This is a genomic window from Kitasatospora sp. NPDC056731 (assembly GCF_040687675.1).
Taxonomy (GTDB): domain Bacteria; phylum Actinomycetota; class Actinomycetes; order Streptomycetales; family Streptomycetaceae; genus Kitasatospora.
Genome location: NZ_JBFBNR010000028.1, coordinates 35,285 through 58,184, shown reverse-complemented (window position 1 = coordinate 58,184; position 22,900 = coordinate 35,285). Strand labels below are relative to the sequence as shown.

The window sequence follows — 22,900 nt, the reverse complement described above, 5'->3', positions numbered from 1 at the left end:
ATCGCTGGCCCAACTTCTTATGCAGCAGCCGGTTGCGGTACTCGTCGGAGACACCTAATGGTGGACTCGGGTATTGGAACTCTCGGAATGGGTGGGCCTATCCGTCGAGGTACTGGTGTCTGATGTCGGCGGGCGAGATGACGAGCTGGCCATCGCGGACCTGCCACTCAGCCGTCCCATCGACTTCGTGGCTGGCAAGGAAGAGGCCCCGGATGAGGTCTCCGTCGTCGTCAGAGGCCGGGATCCGGACGATCTCGCTGAGCTGGTTCATGAACCAGTCGAGGGCCGACTCCCGGATGTCGGCGCCGTAGAAGATGTAGTGGGTCCAGTTGACCTGCTGCCGAGGCACGTTCCACCCACTGGAGTAGTGATCGTCCGCGTGGAACGAGATGATCTCTTGGACGGTGACGAGTTGCGTCTCATCACACTCCAGCCACCCTCTGACTGACACATAAATGCCCATGTGCATGTCCCTTCTGTCGTCATCAGTCCTGGTAAGAGAGCCGCCGGCTGACGTCGGCCGCGTAGGTGCCCCAATCGCCGGCTGCGGCTCGTTGCCATTTGACGGCGACGGTGATGTCGATGCCGAGGGTGCGGGCGAGGACTGCGGCGGGCAGCTCGGTGGCGAGCTGGAACAGAGCAGTCGAGCGGGTCTCGGCGAGCCTGATGCCGAGCTTGCGGAGGCGTTCGCCCATGGCCCAGACGCTGATCGGACGGCCGGGCTGGCCACCGGGGAACAACCACGGCGAATCCGTGCGCGCGAGGACGGCGTGACTGCGGCGAACCGCGACCTGCTGAATGGCCAAGTCGGCGACGAGCTGCGGCAGTTCGACCGGAACTTCACCGAGTCGGATGCGGACCGCTCCGTCGATCTGCTCGATGTGGTCGACGGTCAGACGGGAGATCTCTGCGGGCCACTGGGCATAGAGGAGCAACAGCAGCCCGGCCAGGCGGTCTTCGGTTCGGATGGTGTCGTCGTGAAGCAGCCGGCGGGCGGTGGCCCAGCGGGCCTCGTCGTCCATCGGCCGGGACGGGCCGTTCCATCGCACGGCCGGGAAGCTGAGGTCGCGGGCGATCTTCTGGGAGAGGGCCCAGCGCACGAAGTTGCCTGCTTCCCGGCGGTGGCGCACGTCGTCGCTGGTCATCCAGCGTTCGAGGTCGATCTGGCGGCAGGTGGCGAGAGTCAGGTCCTGGTCGTCGAGCCAGTTGAGGAGGTGGACGGCTGCCCGCAGGTGCTGGCGGACGACCGTGAGCTGGGTGTGCGTGATGTCCCTGCCGCGGCTGCGGCGGCGAAGGCGCCGCATCAGGTGCCAAGTCGCATACCGGTGCAGGACCTTGCGCCCCTCGACGGTTGCGTGGGAGGTGACGAGCTCTCTCACGTGTCGCTCCAGGCGGACCATCTGCTCGTCCCGGTGCGGCAAGGCGTCGGTGGCCACGAGCACGCTGCGGATGTGCTCGACGACCTTGCCGTTCGGGAGTTCGTCCAGGGCCTCGTGGCTCAAAGGCCGGCGCCCGGAGCCCAGATCCGACAGGACGGTGGAGACGATGCCCTTGGAGAGCCAGCGCATCGCGGTGCCGGCGCGCTCGGTGCCGGTCAGGGCGTCGTGGAGGGCCTGCAGCTTCGGCGGTATGGCGCCCGTGTCATCGGCGAGGAGTTCGTGGATCCGCCGCTTGAGAGTGCAGCGAGGGCAGGGCCCTGGAACTCGTAGCCGCTCGGCTTCGCCGCAGGTCGGACAGGGGCGCCAGAGTTCCGCGTCCGGTGCGGTGCAGGGGCCGCAGATGGGGGCGTCGGCGGTGCCGGAGTGGATGCCGCGAAGCCGTCCGCAGACGGTGCAGTGGGCTTGGCGCCTGTCGCAGCCGCCGCAGCGGGGAAGGCCGGTCAGTTTGGAGAGCGTGCAGGGGGCGGTGCGACCGCAGAGCGAGCAGGCCAGGACCGGTAGCGGACAGCAGTTGGGACAGAGAGGGCCGTCGGCGGTGCGGGTCTGCACTCGCCGTCGTTCGCTGCAGCTGATGCAGACCTCGGTGTTCGCAGGGTCGGTGACCAGGCAGTTCGGACACAGCGGACGCCCCTGCTCGTCGCGGGTCGCCGGTTCGCGCCGGGCACCACAGCGTGCGCATTCCTCGACACGCGACTTGGCGATGCAGTTGCGGCAGACCCGCTGCCCGTCCAACGGCTTGTCGATGCGGACGACCCGATGGCAGCGAGGACAGGCCGGACGGACGATCCCGGCGACGCCCGCCTCGTGCAGCAGGTCGATGAACTGCAGGATGGCGCGATGCGGGGCGAGATAGCCCTCGCCGGTCAGCAGGCGGGGATTGTCCTCCAGGGCCCAGACCAGCCTCCGCCGATAGGCGGGGCGGTGGGGTACTGACCGGTGGAGGGCTTCGGCGATCACGTCACGGTCGGCGTCCGGGGAGATCGCGGCGATCACTTCGTGGACAACCGTGGCCGGATCACGGTCGTCGGCGTCGGGACACATCGAACAGCGGGGCAGGCCCTTGCGGTCCCGGAAGGAGAGGCGCCGGGTGTTGCCGCAGGCGGCACATTCCGCGGTCTCCTGGCCGCAGACCGAGCAGTACCAGTTCTGGCCCTGGCGCTGGAGGGTCCGCAGGTTCTTGCCGCACTCGGTGCAGACGGGTGGCGAGATCGCCGAGGCGCCGGCCTTGCGGAGTTCGATGAGCAGGTCGCCGATGGCCCGTGGCGCCGGTGATCGGCCGTCGGTGAGGACGCCGGGCCGCGTCGCCAGGACCTGGGCGAGGCGGCGCGACTTCGCCCGGCCGCCCGCGACCGCGGTGACCACGGTCTGGACGGCGGCGGGTTCGAGTTCCTTCTCGACGTCGGCTATCAGATCGGTCATCAGGCCGATCGGGTCGGTGACGGCGCGACCACGGTGGTCAGCACTGGTCATGGCCGGTCAACACCCCTGATCCTGGCCCGTTTCGGCCGCAGTCCGCCGAGCCCTTCTGCGGGTTCCCCGCCGCCGCTGGCGGCGGCCTTCTTGGGCTTCCTCACGGCTCCGGCCACGGTGAAGGGCTCGATGAGGTCGTCCATCGTGCAGTCCAGGATGTCGAGCAGGGCCATGAGGATCTTCAGGCTCAGCCGCTCCGGTCGCTCGACGACGAGCCGGTAGACCTGGCTCGACGACAGGGTGATGCCGCGTTCGGCGAGCGGCGGGATGAGGTCGGTGGTGGAGAACATCCCGCGGTCCGCCATGACTTTGCGCAGGTGCCAGTGGTAGTCGAGCTTGGCGGCCATCGCCGGATCCCTCCTGTCAGTCCCCGGCGAAGGCCGGGGCCAGTGCCTTGTGCAGGGAAGTGTTCATGAAGTCGTCGCTGACGTGCGTGTAAATGGCCAGGGAGCTGTCGCACTCGTGACCGACCTGCTGCTGGATGAAGCGCCGGTCTACCCCGTCCTCGGTCAGGTGCGTGACATACGAATGCCGAAGAGAGTGCGGGACCAGCTCCTTCGGCAGCTTGAGGGCGTCTCGGTATGCCTCGAACCGGTCGTTGATGGAGCCGGGCTGCAGACGGCCCCCGCGCTCGGTGATCCAGAGTGCCGGGTGATCGGGGAAACCAAAGCGCGGCCGGACGTTCTCGACGTAGTCGGTGACCGCCTCGACGGCCCAGTCCATCACCGACAGCACGTTCCTCCGCCGCGGCGGCTGGCCCTTCTTCGCCTTGCCGTAGCGGACGTTGAGCGTGCCGTACCGGCCGAACTGGCGGGCCTGAGGGTTCCGTCCGAAGTCGACCACGTCGAGCTTGGAGGTCTCGGTGCGACGCAGGCCCCAACCGTAGATGACCTTGAACAGCGTGGCGTCGCGGTAGGCCGCAAGGGCGCCCTTGCGTTTCGCCCGTACCGCCCGTTCGACCTGGTCGTCGGCGTAGTCGAGGAAGAGCTGCAACTGTTCCCGGGTGAACGGCTTCGCCTCCGGGTCGCCTTCGTAGTCGTTGAGGTGGGCGATGGTGTTCCACTCGTGGCAGACCGCCACCGGGAACGTGCCGAAGGCTTCCTCACAGGCAGGCCCCCAGCCGTAGCGGCCGTCGATGAGGAACTCGCTGAACATGCGGACGTCGCCCTGATAGCTGCGGATGGTGGACGGCGCCAGGTGCTTCTCACTCGTCAAAGAGAGCGACCACTCGTCCACGTGGGCCGGTGTCCACTGCCACGGGTACTCATTCGCGAACTCCAGGAACCGGCGTATGAGCCGTTCCCGGTCGTCGACCGTCTCGTCCCTCAGCCCCCGCGACTTCTGCTGAGCACGCCAGCCCCGCAGCATCGCGTCGAACATCGCGTCCTCAGGACGCAGCTGAACCACCCCGGAGACAAGCTCCAGATGGGCGGACCCGGCCAGGGCCACCTTGCGCTGATGCACCACTCCAGACCATCCCTTCTGGAGGGCAAATCATGCATCAGAAGGGATCATCTCGGCAACATGCCTGTTCAGACCGCCAGCTCGTAGTAGCGTCGGAGCCCTTCAGCCCCCCACCGTGACCTGGCGACCTGCAGGTTCTCGCCCGCCTGATGCAATTCCCGAGGGTTCAAGTAGATCTGCGTCGTCTCGATCGACCGGTGGCCCAGGCGCATCCGCACCCAGTTCAGCGGATCACCGAAGACCATCTGGTAGGTCTCGCGCTGCCGCGGCGTCATCTCCGCCAGCTCCTGGATGTGCCCGCGCCACAGCTGTTCGAGGGTGATCACCGCGAAGCTGTGCCGCAGGACGTGGGCGTGGCACGAGACCCGCAGGCCCAGCCGCGCGCAGCGCGCGTTGGCGGTCTTGAAGACCTCCTGCCAGCCCGAGGGCCGGCTCGGCAGGCCGTAGCGGTTCAGCCACAGCGCCGCGGGCTCCAGGCCCCGCGCGGTGTCGATCAGGACGCGGCGCCGCTCCCGCTCGTCCAGCTTGCCGATCGCCACGCGCTCGCCGTCGACCACCACCACCGGCCTGCGCGCGTCCGGGACGATCAGCGGCCTGCGGATCCGCTCGTAGAGGCCCTTCTCGCGGGCCTCCTCGACGGCCTCCGCCCGGTCCGTCTCCACGTAGTCCCAGATGTCCTTCAGCGCCGACGCCGGGAAGTAGACCCTGCGGGCCGAGCCGCCCTTGGCGATCGCCTCCGGCAGCCACGTGCGGGCGTTGAGCACCCCCGGCACCGGCCCGGGCAGCTCGAACAGGCTCAGCGCGGTTTGCTCGGACAGCCGCAGCCCGGTGCGGATCATCGCATCGGTGTAGGCGGAGTTCCGCGAGGCGAAGCGGCCGCGGAACGACCGGTCCGGCAGGCCCTGCGGGGTGAAGCCGCGCACCCCCGTGTCGCGCCAGAGGCGGTAGGTCGCGGGCGGCAGCCACTCGACGTCGTTCGGCCGGCCCTCGTGCGACGCCTCCGCCGGCGTCGGCCCGCCCGGCGCCCGCCGCGGATCGCGGCTGCGGGAGGCCCGGTGCCGGAACGGGTTCCGGGACGCATGGCCTGCCGCGACGGCCCACAGGTAGAACTGGTGGACCGTGGCGACCTCGCGGTCCCAGGTCGTCATCTCCACCCGCGGACCGGCGGCATCGTGCAGCCGCCAGTGTTTGAAGGCCTCCCGGTCGTCCGCGGTCGCGGCCTTCCAGCTCCGCCGGCCCCGGTTGTCCCACAGGAACTTCAGGAACCGCTTCAGGTCGTAGGCGACCGCAGCCTGGGTCGTGGTCGGCTCGTTGGCCAGCACCCTGACGAAGTAGTCGTTCAGGTCGACGTCGTACCGGCCGAGCGGGTCGATCAGGTACGGCGAGCCGTCCTCGATCCGGTACTCGTCCAACCAGTCGTCCAGAGCCGCGACGTCGACCATCACGTCCGTACTCGACTGCGGCAGGCCGAGCTCACGCCGGGTGAAGAACACCCGCCAGCCCAGCACGCCCGGATCTCTTGATCTGGATCGCACCGCTGGAACGTAGCAAGGACAAGTCCAGAACCGCATAAGTGACGACGAAGCCGGCCCGGTCGCGGGAGCGGATGACGTGCTTGCCGAGGGTGTCCCGGGTGAAGGCCTCCACCCGGTCGAGGACGGTCGGGGCGGTGTGCAGCGAGGCGACCAGTTCGACGAGCGGCATGACGGGGGCGGGGTTGAAGAAGTGCAGGCCGAGGACGTGGGAGGCGCGGTCGGTGGTGACGCCGAGGCGGGTGACCGGGATGGCGGAGGTGTTGGTGGCCAGGACGGCGTCGTCGGCGACGAGCACCTTGTCCAGGGTGCTGAGCACCTCGGTCTTGACCCGTTCGTCCTCGACGACCGCCTCGACGACGAGCTGGCGGTCGGCGAGCGCTTCCAGGTCGTCGGCGAACAGCAGGTGGGCCCAGGCGTCCGTGCGCTGCTGCTCGTTGATCCGGCCGCGGTCGACGGCGCGGTGCAGCGAGCGGTCGATCCGGGCCCGGGCGGCGCGCAGGGCGCCTCGGCCGGCCTCGCAGACGACGGTGTCCAGGCCGGCGCGGGCGAAGACCTCGGCGACGCCGGAGCCCATCTGCCCGGCGCCGACGACCGCGATGCGGCGGATGTCGTTCATGGTGTTGCCTCCGTGGTCGGGCGGCTCAGGCCGCGGTGCGGATCCGCACGAGGTGGCGGGCGTAGGCCTCGGTGGTGAGGAAGGCGGGCAGTTCGGCGCCGAGGGCGGTCTCCTCCAGGATCCGTACGGCGTCGTCCACCAGCGCCGGGTCGGCGCCCTCGCCGAGCAGCGCGGCGCGCTCGCGGTCGATCAGCCGCCGTACGAGGTCGGGGGTGGCGAGCGAGCCGCCGGTCAGCCGGGAGCAGTGGTGCTGCCACTGCCAGATCTGGCAGCGGGCGATCTCGGCGGTGGCGACGTCCTCCATCAGGCCGAAGACGGCGGCGGCCCCGGAGCCGCCGAGCCAGGCCGTCAGGTAGCGCAGGGCGACGGCGACGTTGGAGCGCAGGCCCTGTTCGGTCGGCAGGCCGACGGACAGCTTGTGCACGCCGAGCAGGTCGGCGGCGGTGACCTCGACGTCCTCGCGGGTGCGGTCGAGCTGGTGCGGGCGGCCGTCGAGGACGGTGTCGAAGGCCGTCCGGCAGGTGGCGACGAGGCCGGGGTGGGCGACCCAGGAGCCGTCGAAGCCGTCGCCGGCCTCGCGCTCCTTGTCGGCGCGGACCTTGGTCAGGGCCGCCTCGTTGGCGGCGGGGTCGCGCTGCGGGACGGCGGCGGCCATGCCGCCGATGGCGTGTGCGCCGCGCCGGTGGCAGGTGCGCACCAGCAGGTCGGTGTAGGCGCGCAGGAAGGGCTGGGTCATGGTGAGGGTGGCGCGGTCCGGCAGGACGTAGCGGGGGCCGTGCGTGGCGAAGTTCTTGATCAGGCTGAACAGGTAGTCCCAGCGCCCGGCGTTGAGGCCGGCCGCGTGCTCGCGCAGCTCGTACAGGATCTCGTCCATCTCGAACGCGGCGGTGATGGTCTCGATCAGTACGGTGGCGCGGATCGTTCCGTGTGGGATGCCCAACTCGTGCTGGGCGAAGGTGAAGACGTCGTTCCACAGCCGGGCTTCGAGGTGGTTCTCCAGCTTGGGCAGGTAGAAGTACGGGCCGCTGCCGCGCTCGATCTGCCGCCGGCCGCAGTGGAAGAGGTGGAGGCCGAAGTCGACGAGGGCGCCGATCGCCGGGCGGCCGTCGATCAGCAGGTGCTGCTCGTCGAGGTGCCAGCCGCGCGGGCGCACGACGATGGTGGCGGGCGTGTCGCCGATCCGGTACCGCTTGCCCTTCGGGGTGGTGTCGTCGATCCGGCGCTCGATGGCGTCGAGCAGGTTCAGCTGGCCGGTGAGCAGGTTGTGCCAGGTGGGGGAGGTGGCGTCCTCGAAGTCCGCCAGCCACACCTTCGCGCCGGAGTTGAGCGCGTTGACGGCCATCCGGCGCTCGGGCGGGCCGGTGATCTCCACCCGGCGGTCCGCCAGGCCGGGGCCGGCGCCGGCGACCCGCCAGGTGGTGTCCTCGCGGACGGCGCGGGTCTCGGGGAGGAAGTCCAGGGTGCCTCCGGTGGCGAGCGCTGTCGCGCGGCGGCGGCGCTCGGCGAGGAGTTCGGCGCGGCGGTCGGCGAAGGCCTCGTGCAGGCGTGCCAGGAAGTCCAGGGCGTCGGGGGTGAGGATCTCGTCGAAGCGGTCCTCGTGTTCGCCGAGGACGTCGATGCGGCTGGGCTGGCTCATCCGGTTCTCCAGGTGGCGGGTGGGAGGGCGCCCGAGGCCTCGTCCCTCAACGGGGCCCCGGGCGGCGGGGTGAAGGGCGGTCTCTCCCCAAGGAGGCCGCCGGGGAGGGCTCAGTGCGCCGGGTATGGCTCAGTGGAACTGCTCGGCCTCGGTGGAGCCGGTCAGGGCGAGCGTCTCGGCGTTCGGGTTGAGTGCGGCGGAGACCAGGTCGAAGTACCCGGTGCCGACCTCGCGCTGGTGCTTCACCGCGGTGTAGCCCTGCGGCACGGCCGCGAACTCGGCCTCCTGGAGGTCGACGTAGGCCGTCATCCCGTGCTCGGCGTAGCCGCGGGCGAGCTGGAACATCGAGTGGTTCAGCGCGTGGAAGCCGGCCAGCGTGATGAACTGGAAGCGGTAGCCCATCGCGCCCAACTCCCGCTGGAACTTGGCGATCTGGTCGTCGTCCAGGGCCGCCTTCCAGTTGAAGGACGGCGAGCAGTTGTAGGCGAGCATCTTGTCCGGGTGCTCGGCCTTGAGCGCTTCGGCGAACTCGCGGGCCTGGGCGAGGTCCGGGGTGCCGGTCTCCACCCAGATCAGGTCCGCGTACGGGGCGAACGCGAGGCCGCGCGAGATCACCGGGGCCATGCCCGGCTCGACCCGGTAGAAGCCCTCGGCGGTGCGCTTGCCGGTGCAGAACCGGGCGTCGCGCTCGTCGACGTCGCTGGTCAGCAGGTTGGCGGCGAGCGCGTCCGTGCGGGCCACGATCAGGGTCGGCACGTCCGCGAGGTCGGCGGCCAGGCGGGCGGAGTTGAGGGTGCGGACGTGCTGGGCGGTGGGGACGAGCACCTTGCCGCCCAGGTGGCCGCACTTCTTCTCGGAGGCGAGCTGGTCCTCGTAGTGGATGCCCGCCGCGCCGGCCGCGATCATGCCCTTGGTGAGCTCGAAGGCGTTCAGCGGACCGCCGAACCCGGCCTCCGCGTCGGCGACGATCGGCACCAGCCAGTCCGGTCCGCCGTCCGTCCCTTCCGCCGCGTCGATCTCGTCGGCGCGCAGCAGCGCGTTGTTGATCCGACGCACCACCTGGGGAACGGAGTTGGCCGGGTAGAGGCTCTGGTCCGGGTAGGTCTGCCCGGCCTGGTTGGCGTCGGCCGCGACCTGCCACCCGGACAGGTAGATCGCCTGCAACCCGGCCCTCACCATCTGCACGGCCTGACCGCCCGTCAGCGCGCCGAGGGCGTGCACGTAGTCCTGCTCGTGCAACTGCCGCCACAGGCGCTCGGCGCCCCGGCGGGCCAGCGTGTGCTCCTCGCGGACGGTGCCGGACAGGCGGACGACCTCGGCCGCCGAGTACGTGCGCTCGATGCCCGCCCACCGCGGGTCGGACGCCCACCGCGCGGCCAGCGCCGCCGCCTGCTGCTCCTGCTGCTGCCGGACCGACTGAGTCATGGGTCTGCTCCCCAGGGTGCTCGTTGCGAAGGTTGTGAGGTGTCTCACCGCAAGGGCGAGTGGGCGGCCGGGCGGTGCCGGGCGGCGGCGGAACACCGCAGGACGTGGATGCCCGGACAGCCTGCCCGGCCGCGACCGACCTGGTGTTTCGCCGCTGTCCTGCGCACCTCCCGGCCGCACCACCGACTCTGGCACCCCGCGAGGCCGCCGTCACCGATGGACCACTGCCAACTTCTGCGAACGGTCCCCGGCAAATCTGCGAAGGTTGCGACGACTCGGCCCCGCGCAGTGCGGCTAGGCTTCCCGCACCGGATCGGCCGACGCCCGGTGAAGGGGAGAACGACACGATGGGAAAGGCCTTCGCCGGCGCCCGGCTGCGCCGCCTGCGCGAGGAACGCGGACTCAGCCAGGCCGCCCTCGCCCGGCTGATCGACCTCTCACCCAGCTACCTCAACCAGCTGGAGCACGACGCCCGCCCGCTCACGGTGCCCGTCCTGCTGCGCCTCACCGAGGCCTTCGGCGTCGAGGCCGGGTACTTCGCCCCGCCCGACAGCGCCCGGCTCACCGCCGAACTGCGCGACGCGCTCGGCGAGGAGCTCGCGGCCGGACGGGTCACCGCCGGGGACCTCGGCGAGGTGGCCGCCCGCCTGCCCGCCGTGGCGCGGCTGCTCATGGACCTCGGCCGCAGCCGACGGGCGGTCGCCGAGCAGCTCGCCGTCCTCGCAGGGGACCGCGGCCTGGCCCCCGACACCCTCACCCCGCACGAACAGGTCCGCGAGTTCTTCTACCGCCGCCAGAACTACCTCCACGAACTCGACACCGCAGCCGAGGAGTTGGCCGCAGCCATCGGCCTGCGGCGCGGCGAGGTCAGGGCGGTGCTGGCCGACCGGCTCGCCTCCGGCCACGGCGTACGAACCGTCGCCGGAGGCGAGCACCTGCACCGGTACGACCCGCGCAGCAGGGTCCTGAGCCTGTCGGACCGGCTGCGCCCGGGCCAGCAGGCCTTCCGGATGGCCACCCAACTCGCCTACCTGGAACACGATCCGCTGCTGTCCGAACTCGCGGCCCAGGACAGCCCGGAAGGCTCCACCGCCTGGTCGCTCACCCGGATCGGCCTGGCCAACTACTTCGCCGCCGCCCTCGTGCTGCCGTACGCCGCCTTCCACGCCGAGGCCGAATCGGCGCGCTACGACATCGAGCACCTCGCCGACCACTTCGGCGTCGGCTACGAGACGGTCTGCCACCGGCTCAGCACCCTCCAGCGGCCCCGGCTGCGCGGCGTACCGTTCTCCTTCGTCCGGGTCGACCGGGCCGGCAACGTCTCCAAGCGCCAGTCCGCGACCGACTTCCACTTCTCCCGCACCGGCGGCACCTGCCCGCTGTGGAACGTCTACGAATCCTTCGCCGCCCCCGGCCGGGTCCACGTCCAGGTCGCCGCCATGCCCGACGGCCGGCGCTACCTCTGGACCGCCCGCGCCGTCACCCGCTCACCCGGCGGCTGGGGCCGCCCCGGCAAGACCTTCGCCATCGGCCTCGGCTGCGAACTCCGCCACGCCACACGGCTCGTGTACTCGGCGGGACTGGACCTCGGCGACCAGACGGCCGCCACCCCGATCGGGCTCGGCTGCAAGGTGTGCGAACGCCCGGCGTGCCCGCAGCGCGCCGCGCCCGCCATCGGCCGGCCGCTCGCGCTCGACGAGCACACCAGCACCTTCATCCCGTACCCCGCGCTGCCCGACCCCCGGAACTGAACGCCGCCACCCGGCGTACCGGCACCTCCGTCCGAGCCCGACGCTCGTCCGTCCGAGCCCGACGCCCGGCGGTTCACCCCCCGTCGGGCTTCGCGCGGGCACCGCCCGACCCGCTCCGGGAATCATGCAGGTGCTCGGAACTTCCCCGACGTCCGGTCCGACTTCTGTGCCGGACGCCGTCGCCGACAGCGTCCGGCAGAGCACACCCCTTCACCCCAGGAGCGCGAGCATGTGCGGGATCACCGGCTGGGTGTCCTTCCACCAGGACATCGGCCAGTCCTTCCACCAGGACACCGGCCACGGCGCCGCCTCCGTCATCCAGGCCATGATCGACACCATGGCCCTGCGCGGACCCGACGCCGGCGGGGTCTGGCTCGGCCGCCACGCCGCGCTCGGCCACCGCCGCCTCGCCGTCATCGACATCGAGGGCGGCACCCAGCCCATGACCGACCGCCCCGAGCACCCGCAGGTGGTGCTCACCTACAGCGGCGAGGTCTACAACCACCACCGGCTGAGATCCGAACTCGCCGCCAAGGGCCACCGGTTCGAGACCCGGAGCGACACCGAGGTGGTCCTGCGCGCCTACCAGGAGTGGGGAGACGCCCTGGTCGACCACCTGGAGGGCATGTACGCCTTCGCCGTCTGGGACGACCGCGAGCAGCGCCTGCTGCTGGTCCGCGACCGGCTCGGGGTCAAGCCGCTGTTCTGGGCCGAAACCGACGGCGGCCTCGTCTTCGGCTCCGAACCCAAGGCCCTGTTCGCCCACCCCGAGGTGACCCCCACCGTGGACGCCGAGGGCCTGCGCGAGGCCTACAGCCTGCTGTTCAACACCGGCCCCACCGTCTGGGCCGGCGTCCGCGAGGTGCACCCCGGCAGCCTGCTCGTCCTCGACCGCGACGGCATCCGCGAACGGCGCTACTGGGAGCTGACCGCCCGCCCGCACACCGACGACCCGAAGACCACCACCGAGCTGATCGGCGGCCTGGTCGACCGCGCCGCCCGTACCCAGCTGGAGGCCGACGTCCCGCTGTGCAGCCTGCTCTCGGGCGGCCTCGACTCCACCGTCGTCACCGCCCTGATCGCCGACGAACTCCGGCTCCGCGAAGGGCCGCAGGCCACGCTGCGCTCCTACGCCGTCGACTACAGCGACCAGGCCGAACGGTTCACCGGCGACGTGCTGCGCACCGGCCACGACACCCCGTTCGCCGCCGAGGCCGGCGCGTTCATCGGCACCGAGCACTCCACCATCGTCCTCGACCCCCGTGCCCTGCTCGACCCGGACAACCGGCGCGCCGTGGTCGTCGCCCGGGACTCGCCGATCGGCGTCGGCGACATGGACACCTCGCTCTACCTGCTGTTCGGGGAGATCCGCAAGCACTCCACCGTCGCCCTCTCCGGCGAGGCCGCCGACGAGGTCTTCGGAGGCTACCCGTGGTTCCACAACCCGAAGGCGCTCGCCGCTCGCGCCTTCCCCTGGCTCCTGGTCACCGGGGACCAGGCCGCCATGCCGCTCCACCCCGACCTCGCCGCCCAGCTGCGCATCCCCGAGTTCCGCGCCGACACCTACCGCACCGCCGTGGCCGCCGTCCCCCGCCTCGACTCCGAGCGCGCCGCCGAACACCGCCTGCGCGAGATGCAGCACCTCTCGCTCACCCGCTGGCTGCGCCAACTCCTGCACCGCAAGGACCGCCTCTCCATGGCCCAGGGCCTGGAGGTGCGCGTGCCCTACTGCGACCACCGCCTCGTCGAGTACGCCTTCAACACCCCCTGGGCGATGAAGAACCACGACGGCCGGGAGAAGAGCCTGCTGCGCGACCTCGGCCGGGGCATCGCCCCCGACTCGGTGCTGTGGCGGCCGAAGAACCACTACCCGGCCACCCACCACCCCGACTACAACGCAGGCCTGCAGCGGCTGGCCCGCGAGGCGCTGGACGCACCGCACGTACGGGACATCGCCGACGAGACGGTCGTCGGGGCCGCCCTCGACACCCCTGCCGAGCAGTTGCCGTGGGGCCACCGGCTCCGCCTGGAGCGGGTCGTCGACCTCGCGCTGTGGCTCGACCACCACCGCCCCGCCCTGGCTCTCTGACCTCGCGGCCTCACCGCCTCGCCGCCTCGCCGCCGGGCCTCCCCGCCTCGCGGCCTCGCCGCCTCGCCGCCGGGCCTCCCCGTCTCCCGGCCGGAGCCGGGCCGGGGAGGCCGGCTGGCGTCAGCGCTCGGCGGTCAGGGGCGCGTAGGCGTCGGGGCGGCGGGTGGCGTTGAAGGGGAAGAGTTCGAGCCAGTCGTGGCGCTGGTCGAGGTCGAGGTCGGCGACCAGGACGGCGGCCTCGTCGCGCGGTGCCCGGGCGAGCACGCGGCCGTACGGGTCGACGATGAACGAGCTGCCGTAGAAGGTGAGTTCGCCTTCGGTGCCGATGCGGTTGGGGACGACCATGAAGGTGGCGTTGGCGATGGCGTTGCCCGTGATGACCTGCTGCCACAGCGGCTGGGTGTCGAAGCCGGGGTGGCCCGGCTCGGAGCCGATGGCGGTCGGGTAGACGAGGACGTCGGCGCCGGCGAGGGAGTAGGCGCGGGCGAGCTCGGGGAACCACTGGTCCCAGCAGGTCGGCAGGCCGACGGCGGCGTCGCCCACCTCGGCGAGGGGGAAGGCGTCCTCGTCGGCCGGGCCCTGGCGGAACCAGGTGTCCTCGTAGTAGCCCTCGGTCACGGGGATGTGCAGCTTGCGGGTGCGCTGCACCAGGGTGCCGTCGGGGGCGACGAGGATCGCGGTGTTGTAGCCGAGGCCGTCGGGGCCGTCCGGCCCGTCGGCCTTCTCGAAGAGCGAGGCGTGCACGTGGAGGCCGTGCTCGCGGGCGGCGGCCGCGGCGAACGTGAAGGTCGGGCCGGTGCGCAGGTCCTCGGGCTCGACGGCCTGCGGGTGGTCGGCCTGGCGCAGCACGGCGAAGTACGGGGAGAGCGTGAGCTCCTGGAGGGCGACGAGGGCGGCGCCCTGCTCGGCGGCGAGCCGGATCCCCTCCAGCAGGCCGGCCCGGTGCTGCTCGGGGTCCGCGTGCCAGCGCTGCTGGACGAGGGCGACCCGCAGGGCGGCGCGCCGGGGTGCGCGGGTGCGGGCCGGGGACGCGGGCGGGTTCAGGGCGGTGATCAGGCGCATGGCGGGTCCTCGGGTCGTCTCGGGTCATGGTGTCGGGAGCAGCGGCCGAAGCCGTGCCGGAACGTTCCGGCACGGGTGACCCTAAGCTGTGCCGGAACGTTCCGGCAAGGGGGTGCGAGCAGCACCGCAGGCGCCCGGACGACGGGTGGCCTCCGGTTCTGCGTCTAGACTTCCGGGCTGTGACCAGCCGATCCGTGACCCTGTTCGACGTGGCCCGGGCGGCCGGGGTGTCCAAGAGCACCGCCTCCGACGCCCTCCTCGGATCCGGCCGGGTGGCCGAGGCGACGCGTGAACGCGTCCAGGCCGCGGCCCGAGAGCTCGGCTACCGGCCGAACTCGGCGGCGCGCAGCCTGCGCCGCGCCAGCACCGGAGCGGTGGGCCTGTACCTGCCGCGTACGGCGACCCGCCTCGACTACTACATGAAACTGGCGTTCGGCGCCGTCGAGCGGGCCCGCGAGGACGGCCTCGACGTGGTGCTGCTGGCCCCCGGGAAGGCGGCGGAGAGCGGGTTGGCCGCCCGGGTCGACGGGCTGATGGTCATCGATCCCGAAGTCGACGACCCGGCCGTGCCCGGCCTGCTGGCCGCCGGCGTACCCGTGGTCACCGGGGAGCGCTACCTCGGCGGCGGGGCCGCGCCCAGCGGGTCGGTGGTGTGCGACAACGCCACCTCGCTCGCCGCCCTGCTGGACCACCTCGCGCAGCGCGGGGCACGCCGCCCGGCGCTGCTGGCCCCCGGCCCGGGATCCGACTGGGCGGCCGCCCTGCGGGCCGCCGCCGCCGACTGGACCAGGCGCCAGGGCGTCGAGGTCGCCGTGCGAACGGTCCCGTTCGCGGCCACGCCGACCGAGGCCGAGGCCGCCACCACGGACCTGCTCGCCGGCACCCCGGGCCTGGACGCCGTGGTCTGCGCCCCCGACGGCGCGGTGCCCGGCGTGCTGGCCGCCGTGGCCCGGGCAGGCCTGCGCGCCGGATCCGAGGTACTGGTGGCCGCCTGCGTCGACGGCGCCGCGGCACGCGGGTCGAGCCCGCAGGTGACGGCGGTGGACCTGCGCGCGGCGGAGTACGGCCGCGAATGCGCCGCCCTGCTCAGCGACCTGCTCTCGGGCGCGGCGGACCCGGGCGTGGTACGGACCCACGCCTGGGAGCTCCACGTCCGGGCATCCACCGCCGGGCGCGGCTGACACCGACCCGAACGCACACCGGCCGCGGCCCCGGACGACGACCGGCCACCCGCACGGTTTCACTCCCGGGCCCGGGCCCGGGCCCGGACAGGGGCCGGTGCCGGGCCGCCTACCGCCCGCAGCCAACTGCGCGCCGCGCGCGCCGAAGTCAGGTGGACCAGCGTCAGCTCGGGGTGGGCCGCGAGCCGGTCCAGCGTGCGCCGGCGGTGGGCGGAGTGCCTGGCCCAGGCCCAGCGGATCGGGTGTTCCGGGTCCAGCCAGTCGCGGAAGCCCTCGCGGTTGCCGTTCCAGAGTTCGCGGCGGCTGAGCGCGCGGGCGAACGAGCGGCGCAGGACGCGGTACATGACGGTGGCCCGGGGCAGGTCGAGCCAGACGTAGGTGTCGGCCCGACCAGTCAGCAGGTCACCGAGCAGCCGGGTGTACTGGTCCTCGACGACCCAGCGCGAGGTGCTCGCGAACGCCTCGACGTCGGAGCGGAACTCCGGGCGCGGAGTCCAGTTCGGGTCGTGGTGCAGGGCGTCCAGCTCGTACCGCGGCAGACCGAGCCGCTCGGCCAGCCGTCCGGCCATCGTCGTCTTGCCGGCCCCTGAGATCCCCGCGATCAGCACCCGTTCCACGACCGCCACCTTAGCGAGACGGCGGCGGCCCCGGAGGACGGCCGTCCTCGTCCCCGGGGTCGAGGGCGAATACGTTCGTTCGGGTGGATTGGTGCCGACGACGACAGGTGGGGCGCGGTCCGGCCGCCATGATGCCGTCACGGAACGACCACCCGTAGGGAGCGCCCCACCATGACGACGCAAGGCCAGGCCACCACCGAGACCGGCGACGAACCACTGGACCTGGCCGACCAGGAGCTGGTCCGCGATCCGTTCACCTCCTACGCGCACATCCGCGAACGCGAGCACCTGGTGCGGGGCCGCGTACGAGGCGTCGACCCCATGTGGGTGGCCACCCGCCACGACGACATCCGCACGATCATGAGCGATCCCGACTTCACCATCGACGCCGCGACCGTCCCCGGCGCGAAGGTGGCCCACCGCACCGAACAGACCTGGCAGGCCCGGGGCATGTACGCGGGCCACGAGAAGTACCTGCGCGCCGGGATCTTCGACTCGGACGGCTCCGACCACCGCCGTCTGCGCGGCCTGGTCACCGCCGCGTTCTCCCCGCGCCGCGTGGCCGCGCTGCGCCCCCGGATCGAAGCCATCGCCGCCGACCTGCTCGACCGCCTGCCGGACCACGCCGAGGACGGCGTCGTCGACCTGATCGAACACTTCGCCCGACCGCTGCCCATCACCGTCATCTGCGAACTCATCGCCGTCCCCGAAGCCGACCGCGACCGCTGGCGGAGCCGCAGCGCCACCCTGGCCGCCGGCACCTGCGGCGAGGAACTGGGCGACGCGCTCGCCGGCATGGTCGCCGACGCCCACCTCCTCATCGGCCTCCACACCGCCGACCCCGGCGACGACCTCATCTCCGAACTGCTCGCGCCCCACCACGACGACCGCCTGAGCACCGACGAGCTCGTCTCACTCATCACCAACCTGGTCGTCGCCGGGCACATCACCACCGTCAACCTCATCGCCAACAGCACCGAAGCGCTCCTCGCCCACCCCGACCAGCTCGCCCTGCTGCGCGCGGACCCCGCCCTCATGCCGCACGCCGTCGACGAACTCATGCGCTACTGCGGGCCCGTCGTGCGCGCGCTGCCCCGCTACGCCACCCGCGACACCACCGTCGGCGCCACCCCGGTGTGCGCCGGAGAAGCCGTCCTCCCGATCGTGTCCGCGGCCAACCGCGACCCTGCCGCCTTCGCCGACCCCGACCGCCTCGACCTCAGCCGCACCCGCCACAGCAAGGAGCCCCACCTCGGCTTCGGGCACGGCGCACACCGCTGCCTCGGCGCGCACCTCGCCCAGGAGGAGACCGCCGTCGCCCTGGCCGCCCTGTTCAGCCGGGTACCGGACCTGCAACTCGCCGTCGACCCGGAGCACCTGCAACGCGGCACCAACCCGCTCAACTGGCACCTGAAGACCCTCCCCGTACGCCTCCAACCCCCGAGCCGCACGCCGCCGGCCTAGCCCGTGCGAGTCGCGTCTGCCGGCGGACCTGGCCGACGCGACCTCGCTGACCAGCGACTTCTCAGCTGTCCTCCCGAACGGTGTGGTAACCCAGCGCACGGGCCAACGCGGTGACGGTGTCGAAGTTCGCGGTGGGCGAGAGCGCGGAAACCGTCCGGCGATCGAGAGGGGCGTCCGCCAGCACGGCCGCCACCGCCTCCCGGTCGACGGACTGCTCGTGGTGGTCCTCGGCGTAGCCCACGAACGCCTCCGTACCGTCGGCGTCGGTGAGCAGGTCGAACAGCCAGTCGGCGCCGTCCGTCTCGCCGTCGGCGAACTCGACCGGTCCGCACCGCCAGTCGGCGCCGCCCGTCTCGCGCCAGGCGCACACGGTCGCGTCGAAGAAGCCTTCGAGCTGGAACTCCGGCGCCTGCGCGTAGTGCGCGAGCGAGCCGGGCAGGCCGTCGAGCAGGCCGGGCCAGTGCACGCGGTCCTCCTCCCGCCACGGGGTGGCGTCGCTCTCGTGGTCGAACCCGTAGAGGAACACCCCGGCCGGGTCGAAGACGATCGCGTACTGGTCACCGGAACCGTTGTCCATGCACGCCAGATCGACGCCCGGACGCCACCCGGCCACGTACGAGTGGTCGGGTGCGTAGGGGGTGGAGACGATCGAGTCCAGCAGCGCCAGCGCCCGGCAGCGGGCGCGCAGCTCGTCGGGCCCGGGCAGGGCGGCCAGAAGGTGGTGAACAGTCATGGCGCACACTCAACAGCACGCCACTGACACTCCCGGTCCGCCCGCCTGCGCGGCGTACGAGCCGGTTACGGCTTGCGGGCCAGCGCGCAGGAGATCAGCTGTTCCCACACCGTCAGGGCGGGCCTGTCCACGCCGTTTCTGGTGCCGTCGTCGCCCGGCATGGGGTCCGGGCGCCACAGCGAGCAGGGGACCAGGCCCGGTTCGAGGAGTTCAAGACCGTCGAACAGGCCGATGATCTCCTCGTCGGTGCGCCAGTGGCCGCGGCCGAGGCTGCTCTGCAGCTTCTGCTCCAGGAGCCGGGTCTCCTCGTTCCCGCCGGAGCGGAAGTGGGAGATGTAGACCTGGCTGTCCGGCGGCACCCGGTCCACCCACCAGCGCGCGAGCTCGGCGGGGCGTTCGGCATCGGTGAGGTGGTGCAGTACGGCGCTGAAGACGACGCCCACCGGCTCGTCGAAGTCGACCAACTCCTGTAGGCCGGGGTCGTGGTAGAGCTCCTCCGGCTTGCACAGGTCCGCCCGGATCACGGTGGTGCGGTCGTCGGCGGTCAGCAGGGCCCGGCTGTGGGCGACCACGACCGGGTCGTGGTCGACGTAGACGACGCGCGCGTCCGCACGGTGCCGCTGGGCGACCTGGTGAACGTTGTCGGCGGTGGGCAGGCCGCTGCCCATGTCGACGAACTGGGAGATGCCGCCGCGGGCCATGGCCGCCACGGCGCGAACGAGGGCCCGGCGATTGGCGAAGGCCACCGCCTGCGAACCGGGCAGGTCCTTGATGAAGAAGTCGCCGATCTCGCGGTCGACGGCGTAGTTGTCCTTGCCGCCGAGCAGATAGTCGTAGACCCGGGCGATGCTCGGCTTCGACTGATCGTCCTCTGAGCTGCGATCGGTCACGGCAGCAGACTCATAATCCCTTGGTCGTGGGTTCGAGTCCCACCCGCCCCGCACTCGGTCAGCGCGGCTGCCCTTCACACAGGTCCCTGTGGCCTGTGAAACGTCCTCATTGTGCGATCGGAAATCTAGGGCACTGGGTGCGCCCGGATCGGGCTGCCCCGCCAAAGTTCACCCGGATGGGAACGCGGAAGCCGGTGGCTGGAGGACAACGCCTCTTGGTGCGAGCTCGCCACCCCGCTGTCCGCGTCGCTCCCGCAGCGCGGCGACTTGGTGACCCCCATCGCCGCGAAGAACCCGACGGCTGGCACGGTCGGCCGGACCTGGCAGGCCCTCGACCCGGGTGAGGCCGGCACCGTGGAAGTCGCGCGGATCGCCCGCCTCGACGAGGTCGCTCTGCCCTGACCGGAGCAGGTGCGGTCTCCGGTTCTGGTGGGGCCGGTTCACAGAATGGCCCCACCAGACTTTGTCGTGGTGTCGGCTACCCGAGGCTCTCTGCGACGCGGATGAGTTCCTCGTCCGAGAGTCGTGGGGGGCCGCCGGTGGTGACGGCGAAGGTGTAGGTCCCGTCAGACCATGTCAGCGACCGGGGTCCGCTATGAGAATCCGGTTGTGTGATGGTCGCGGGGTGGCCCTTGACGCTGGTGGCCCGGCCGGCTGGTGGCGTGCTGTTCCGGAGAGTCTGGCTGATGATCAGGGACCCCGCTTCGGGCCCCGTTCCCAGCCGGTACCCGATTGCCCAGGCGGGGGTGTCGGTCGGGAGCGGGGCCAGGCCGGGCAACTGGACCATCCTGCCTGCGGGGTAGGGGTAGTAGTTCTCCGGCAGGAACGCGGGCCGGAGAAGGTTGCGCTCGTCGAAGTGGATGACGGGCTTGCCTGCGGGGTCGTTCAGCGCCCTGGTCCCGAGCGGTTTGTTCAGGTGGGTTGTGATCTGTCCGATGCCACCTGGGTCGCAGGACCCTGGGGCGACAGTGTGCCGCAGGGAGACCTTTACTGTCTCGGCGGTCTCGCGGGCCACGAGCTCGGGTTGCTTCTCACAACTCCAGCCGATGCTGAGTGTCAGGGTCTGGCTGTCGGAGCTGAGCAGCAGCAGCTGGCCGGTCACGGGGCCTTCGTGGACCTTGGTTTCCGGGCCCCGATTCACCCATGCGTTGATCGCGAAGCCGCCACCGAGAATGGCCATGGCAGCCACGGCGGTCAAGCGATTCCGTCGTCCGCGCTTCGATATCTGACGGACGGTACCTTGCGTCACGAGCCCTCCCCGGCGGTCGCGGCCATGCTTGCGGCATGGCGTGCGCGAAGTCAAGCGAGATGGGAAGCGGAACTTACTGGGCAAATCGTTCAAAGATGTGCCGTTCAATTGCCAATAAATTGCAAAGCCCTGACGGTTGTGCCCGGAAAGGTCTCGCAAGGGTGCTTCTGGGGCTTTTATTTGCGGTGTGCGGGGCGTTGGCTTGGCGCTACCGTGCTGGGTGCAACATGGCCCACGAAGGCTCTGATTGAACCCAATTTGGGGGGAACCGAATGGTTCAAAAAAGCATCTCCGGTCGGAAGCGGATAATTCTAGCCACTGCCCTACTGACGTCGGTGTCCGCAATTGCTCCGGCTATCGCCATATCGGGGGATGGCGCCCTCATCACACCATCGGCTCAACCAGGCAACGCACCCAAGAAGAAGTTGCCGGCCGGCGCCACCGGTGCAGCTGCGCTGCTGGGGGCCGCCAAGCCGGAGGTCATCGAGCTCATGAAGAAACAGGAGGTCCTAGACAAGGTCGTCGACCGTATCACCGGAGGGCAAGAGGAACAGAACCGGGATCGGATCCCGGGATTTTCCGAAGTCGAGGTCGACCCAGGGGTCAATCGCATCACCTTGCACTGGAAGGGGGAGCTTTCGGACACAGTTCACGGTGTGCTCCAAGACCTTCCGAAGGACGTGAGCGTGCAGGTCGTACCTGCCAAGTACTCCAAGGCGGAGCTGCATGCAGCCCGTGAGAAACTGCTGTCGAACGGCAAGCCGATCCCCATCGCGGCGAAGAGGCCAAGCCACATCAACAGTATCGGGCCGTCGCTTGACGGAAGCGGCCTCGACCTCGGCTACGAGACGGACGACGAGCGGGCCCCCGAGATGCAGGCAGTCCTTCCGCCGCTTCCCGCCGAAGAGCTGACGCCGCAGGTGGAGGCCATCGCATCTGCCATCGCCGGTGTGGAAGTCCACGCCCGCCACCAGGCGATGGTTGTGGACCTGACGCGAGGAGAAGACTCCGAGCCTTGGTACGGCGGCGCCGGCATTCATCAGCCCGCGGGTGGGACGATCTGCTCCACTGGCTTCGGGGTATACAAGCCCTCGGCTCAGGGCAAGAACTTTGTCACCACTGCCTGGCACTGCGGCGCAGGCTCGTACGAGACCTGGTACAGCCATCAGTACATGGGATACGCCAACGAGGGTGACGGAAACGCCGCCGATGACACGATCGGTATCATCCCGCGCGACAGCCAGCACTCGGGCGGATACGTCTATGGCGGCCCGTGGAACGAGAGCAGCGGTTATGCCCTTCAGGTCTCCGGTTTCGGCGGCAACAACGTAGGCGACTATGTCTGCCACTCCGCCGCCAACTCGGGGGCGCACTGCGGTCTTCGCGTTCTGCAGGTCGATCGGCAGATTCAAGGGCCTAACAAAGTCTGGCGCAAGTTCGCTGACCAGGTCGTTCAGACGGACCCGAACGACATTGCCGCTGCCAACGGAGACAGCGGCGGACCTGTCGTCACGGAACTTGGCGGAGGCAAGCTCCAGGCCCGCGGAACCATCACGTCGCTTGAGAAGGAGACCAACTGCGGCGGCCGAGCGACCTCTGACGGTGGAACTCGAACGCCGTGGTGCTTCAACGGAATGTGGTACGTCCCCATTTCCCAGACGCTCGCCGACATGGGATGGGTCCTGAGGACAGACAACCCGTGAGAACAAACCGCTCCTGAAGCGGTACCCCGGTGCCGCGAGCTCTCCGGTGACGGGTTGCAGCAGCAAGGTGCGGGGGCGAGACCTTGGTCTAGCCCCCGCACCTTGCTGCGGTGGCGGACCTGTGGCGCGGATCCCAGGTCATTCGCGGCTCCTACGCTCGTGACCATGACCTCCGCCAACCTCCTGAGCAGCGGCATGTCCGCATCCTGGCGGCTCGACCGCTCACCTAGAGATCGACGACCACGACATCGCCGACCAGGTCCGTTCGTACGAGCTGCGGCACACCGCCGGGCAACTCCCCGAACTCCAACTGCTGCGGCAGACCGCCAACCCGGAGTGGGAGGGCGCCGCCCGCGTCGCGGTGGGCGAGGGCCCGGACCCGGCCGCCGCCGCGTTCTTGGTCGCCCTCGACCCCGCCGAGACTGAGCGCGCGGTCCTGGCCCGGCACGACCTCCTCTGACGCCGAGCCGGCTCATCGGGGTCTGGTGCGCCGTCAGGCCGGCGCCCGGGCGGGGGCGCCGGGCGTTCGTGCGTTTGGGGGGCACAGTGCGTGGCGTGTCCTGGAAGCGCCTTGAC

Annotated in this window: 20 protein-coding genes; 6 read left to right on the top strand and 14 right to left on the bottom strand. The window is 71.0% G+C overall.

Annotation, left to right across the window (positions count from 1 at the left end):
- Positions 1-97: 97 nt before the first annotated feature.
- From AB0R04_RS26230 to aceA, 8 genes are all read right to left on the bottom strand, one after another.
- Positions 98-463: a hypothetical protein gene (locus AB0R04_RS26230; RefSeq protein WP_363375302.1), complete on the bottom strand. Its 366-nt coding sequence runs from the start codon at positions 461-463 to the stop codon at positions 98-100.
- A 22-nt stretch (positions 464-485) separates the two neighbouring features.
- Positions 486-2,909 (bottom strand): site-specific integrase, encoded by a 2,424-nt coding sequence (locus AB0R04_RS26225; protein ID WP_363375299.1) that lies wholly within the window; start codon positions 2,907-2,909, stop codon positions 486-488.
- Positions 2,906-3,256, bottom strand: coding sequence for a helix-turn-helix transcriptional regulator (locus tag AB0R04_RS26220; RefSeq protein WP_363375296.1), 351 nt, complete (start codon positions 3,254-3,256; stop codon positions 2,906-2,908). Before AB0R04_RS26220 ends, AB0R04_RS26225 begins: the two co-directional genes overlap by 4 nt.
- Before the next feature lie 16 nt (positions 3,257-3,272).
- Positions 3,273-4,376, bottom strand: coding sequence for a tyrosine-type recombinase/integrase (locus AB0R04_RS26215; RefSeq protein ID WP_363375294.1), 1,104 nt, complete (start codon positions 4,374-4,376; stop codon positions 3,273-3,275).
- A gap of 65 nt (positions 4,377-4,441) precedes the next feature.
- Complete coding sequence (locus AB0R04_RS26210) at positions 4,442-5,908, bottom strand: site-specific integrase (protein WP_363375291.1); 1,467 nt, start codon at positions 5,906-5,908, stop codon at positions 4,442-4,444.
- Entirely contained in the window at positions 5,847-6,524 is a 678-nt protein-coding gene (locus AB0R04_RS26205) for a 3-hydroxyacyl-CoA dehydrogenase NAD-binding domain-containing protein (RefSeq protein WP_363375288.1), read from the bottom strand. Before AB0R04_RS26205 ends, AB0R04_RS26210 begins: the two co-directional genes overlap by 62 nt.
- 25 nt (positions 6,525-6,549) lie before the next feature.
- Positions 6,550-8,160, bottom strand: a complete 1,611-nt coding sequence (gene aceB, locus AB0R04_RS26200) for a malate synthase A (RefSeq protein ID WP_363375286.1) — start codon at positions 8,158-8,160, stop codon at positions 6,550-6,552.
- A 129-nt stretch (positions 8,161-8,289) separates the two neighbouring features.
- Complete coding sequence (gene aceA, locus AB0R04_RS26195; RefSeq protein WP_363375285.1) at positions 8,290-9,585, bottom strand: isocitrate lyase; 1,296 nt, start codon at positions 9,583-9,585, stop codon at positions 8,290-8,292.
- 347 nt (positions 9,586-9,932) lie between these two features.
- Here aceA and AB0R04_RS26190 point away from each other — a divergent pair, with 347 nt between their 5' ends.
- Both AB0R04_RS26190 and asnB read left to right on the top strand, forming a co-directional pair.
- On the top strand, positions 9,933-11,336 hold the full coding sequence (locus tag AB0R04_RS26190; RefSeq protein WP_363375284.1) for a short-chain fatty acyl-CoA regulator family protein: 1,404 nt from the start codon (positions 9,933-9,935) through the stop codon (positions 11,334-11,336).
- Between the two features lie 229 nt (positions 11,337-11,565).
- On the top strand, positions 11,566-13,425 hold the full coding sequence (asnB, locus tag AB0R04_RS26185) for an asparagine synthase (glutamine-hydrolyzing) (RefSeq protein ID WP_363375281.1): 1,860 nt from the start codon (positions 11,566-11,568) through the stop codon (positions 13,423-13,425).
- A gap of 120 nt (positions 13,426-13,545) precedes the next feature.
- On the opposite strand, the gene AB0R04_RS26180 is transcribed toward asnB, so the two are convergent.
- Positions 13,546-14,487, bottom strand: coding sequence for a nitrilase-related carbon-nitrogen hydrolase (locus AB0R04_RS26180; protein ID WP_363375279.1), 942 nt, complete (start codon positions 14,485-14,487; stop codon positions 13,546-13,548).
- Between the two features lie 179 nt (positions 14,488-14,666).
- Here AB0R04_RS26180 and AB0R04_RS26175 point away from each other — a divergent pair, with 179 nt between their 5' ends.
- The gene (locus AB0R04_RS26175; RefSeq protein WP_363375276.1) at positions 14,667-15,668 is read left to right on the top strand and encodes a LacI family DNA-binding transcriptional regulator; all 1,002 of its coding nucleotides are present in this window, start codon (positions 14,667-14,669) and stop codon (positions 15,666-15,668) included.
- A 59-nt stretch (positions 15,669-15,727) separates the two neighbouring features.
- Here AB0R04_RS26175 and AB0R04_RS26170 read toward each other — a convergent pair whose 3' ends face one another.
- The gene (locus AB0R04_RS26170; RefSeq protein WP_363375275.1) at positions 15,728-16,285 is read right to left on the bottom strand and encodes an adenylate kinase; all 558 of its coding nucleotides are present in this window, start codon (positions 16,283-16,285) and stop codon (positions 15,728-15,730) included.
- Positions 16,286-16,456: 171 nt separating this feature from the next.
- Between AB0R04_RS26170 and AB0R04_RS26165 the strand changes: the two genes are divergently transcribed.
- Entirely contained in the window at positions 16,457-17,749 is a 1,293-nt protein-coding gene (locus AB0R04_RS26165) for a cytochrome P450 (protein ID WP_363375272.1), read from the top strand.
- 61 nt (positions 17,750-17,810) lie between these two features.
- On the opposite strand, the gene AB0R04_RS26160 is transcribed toward AB0R04_RS26165, so the two are convergent.
- Positions 17,811-18,482, bottom strand: coding sequence for a hypothetical protein (locus AB0R04_RS26160; RefSeq protein ID WP_363375270.1), 672 nt, complete (start codon positions 18,480-18,482; stop codon positions 17,811-17,813).
- Between the two features lie 65 nt (positions 18,483-18,547).
- On the bottom strand, positions 18,548-19,372 hold the full coding sequence (locus tag AB0R04_RS26155) for an SAM-dependent methyltransferase (RefSeq protein ID WP_363375268.1): 825 nt from the start codon (positions 19,370-19,372) through the stop codon (positions 18,548-18,550).
- Between the two features lie 147 nt (positions 19,373-19,519).
- Between AB0R04_RS26155 and AB0R04_RS26150 the strand changes: the two genes are divergently transcribed.
- Positions 19,520-19,774, top strand: coding sequence for a DUF6093 family protein (locus AB0R04_RS26150; protein WP_363375406.1), 255 nt, complete (start codon positions 19,520-19,522; stop codon positions 19,772-19,774).
- A gap of 76 nt (positions 19,775-19,850) precedes the next feature.
- On the opposite strand, the gene AB0R04_RS26145 is transcribed toward AB0R04_RS26150, so the two are convergent.
- Positions 19,851-20,570, bottom strand: coding sequence for a hypothetical protein (locus tag AB0R04_RS26145; protein ID WP_363375265.1), 720 nt, complete (start codon positions 20,568-20,570; stop codon positions 19,851-19,853).
- A 386-nt stretch (positions 20,571-20,956) separates the two neighbouring features.
- Here AB0R04_RS26145 and AB0R04_RS26140 point away from each other — a divergent pair, with 386 nt between their 5' ends.
- Positions 20,957-22,324, top strand: a complete 1,368-nt coding sequence (locus AB0R04_RS26140; protein WP_363375263.1) for a hypothetical protein — start codon at positions 20,957-20,959, stop codon at positions 22,322-22,324.
- Between the two features lie 226 nt (positions 22,325-22,550).
- Here the strand turns inward: AB0R04_RS26140 and AB0R04_RS26135 are convergent, their stop codons facing one another.
- A complete protein-coding gene (locus tag AB0R04_RS26135; protein ID WP_363375261.1) occupies positions 22,551-22,772 on the bottom strand; it encodes a hypothetical protein in 222 nt (73 codons plus the stop codon).
- Positions 22,773-22,900 lie beyond the last annotated feature (128 nt).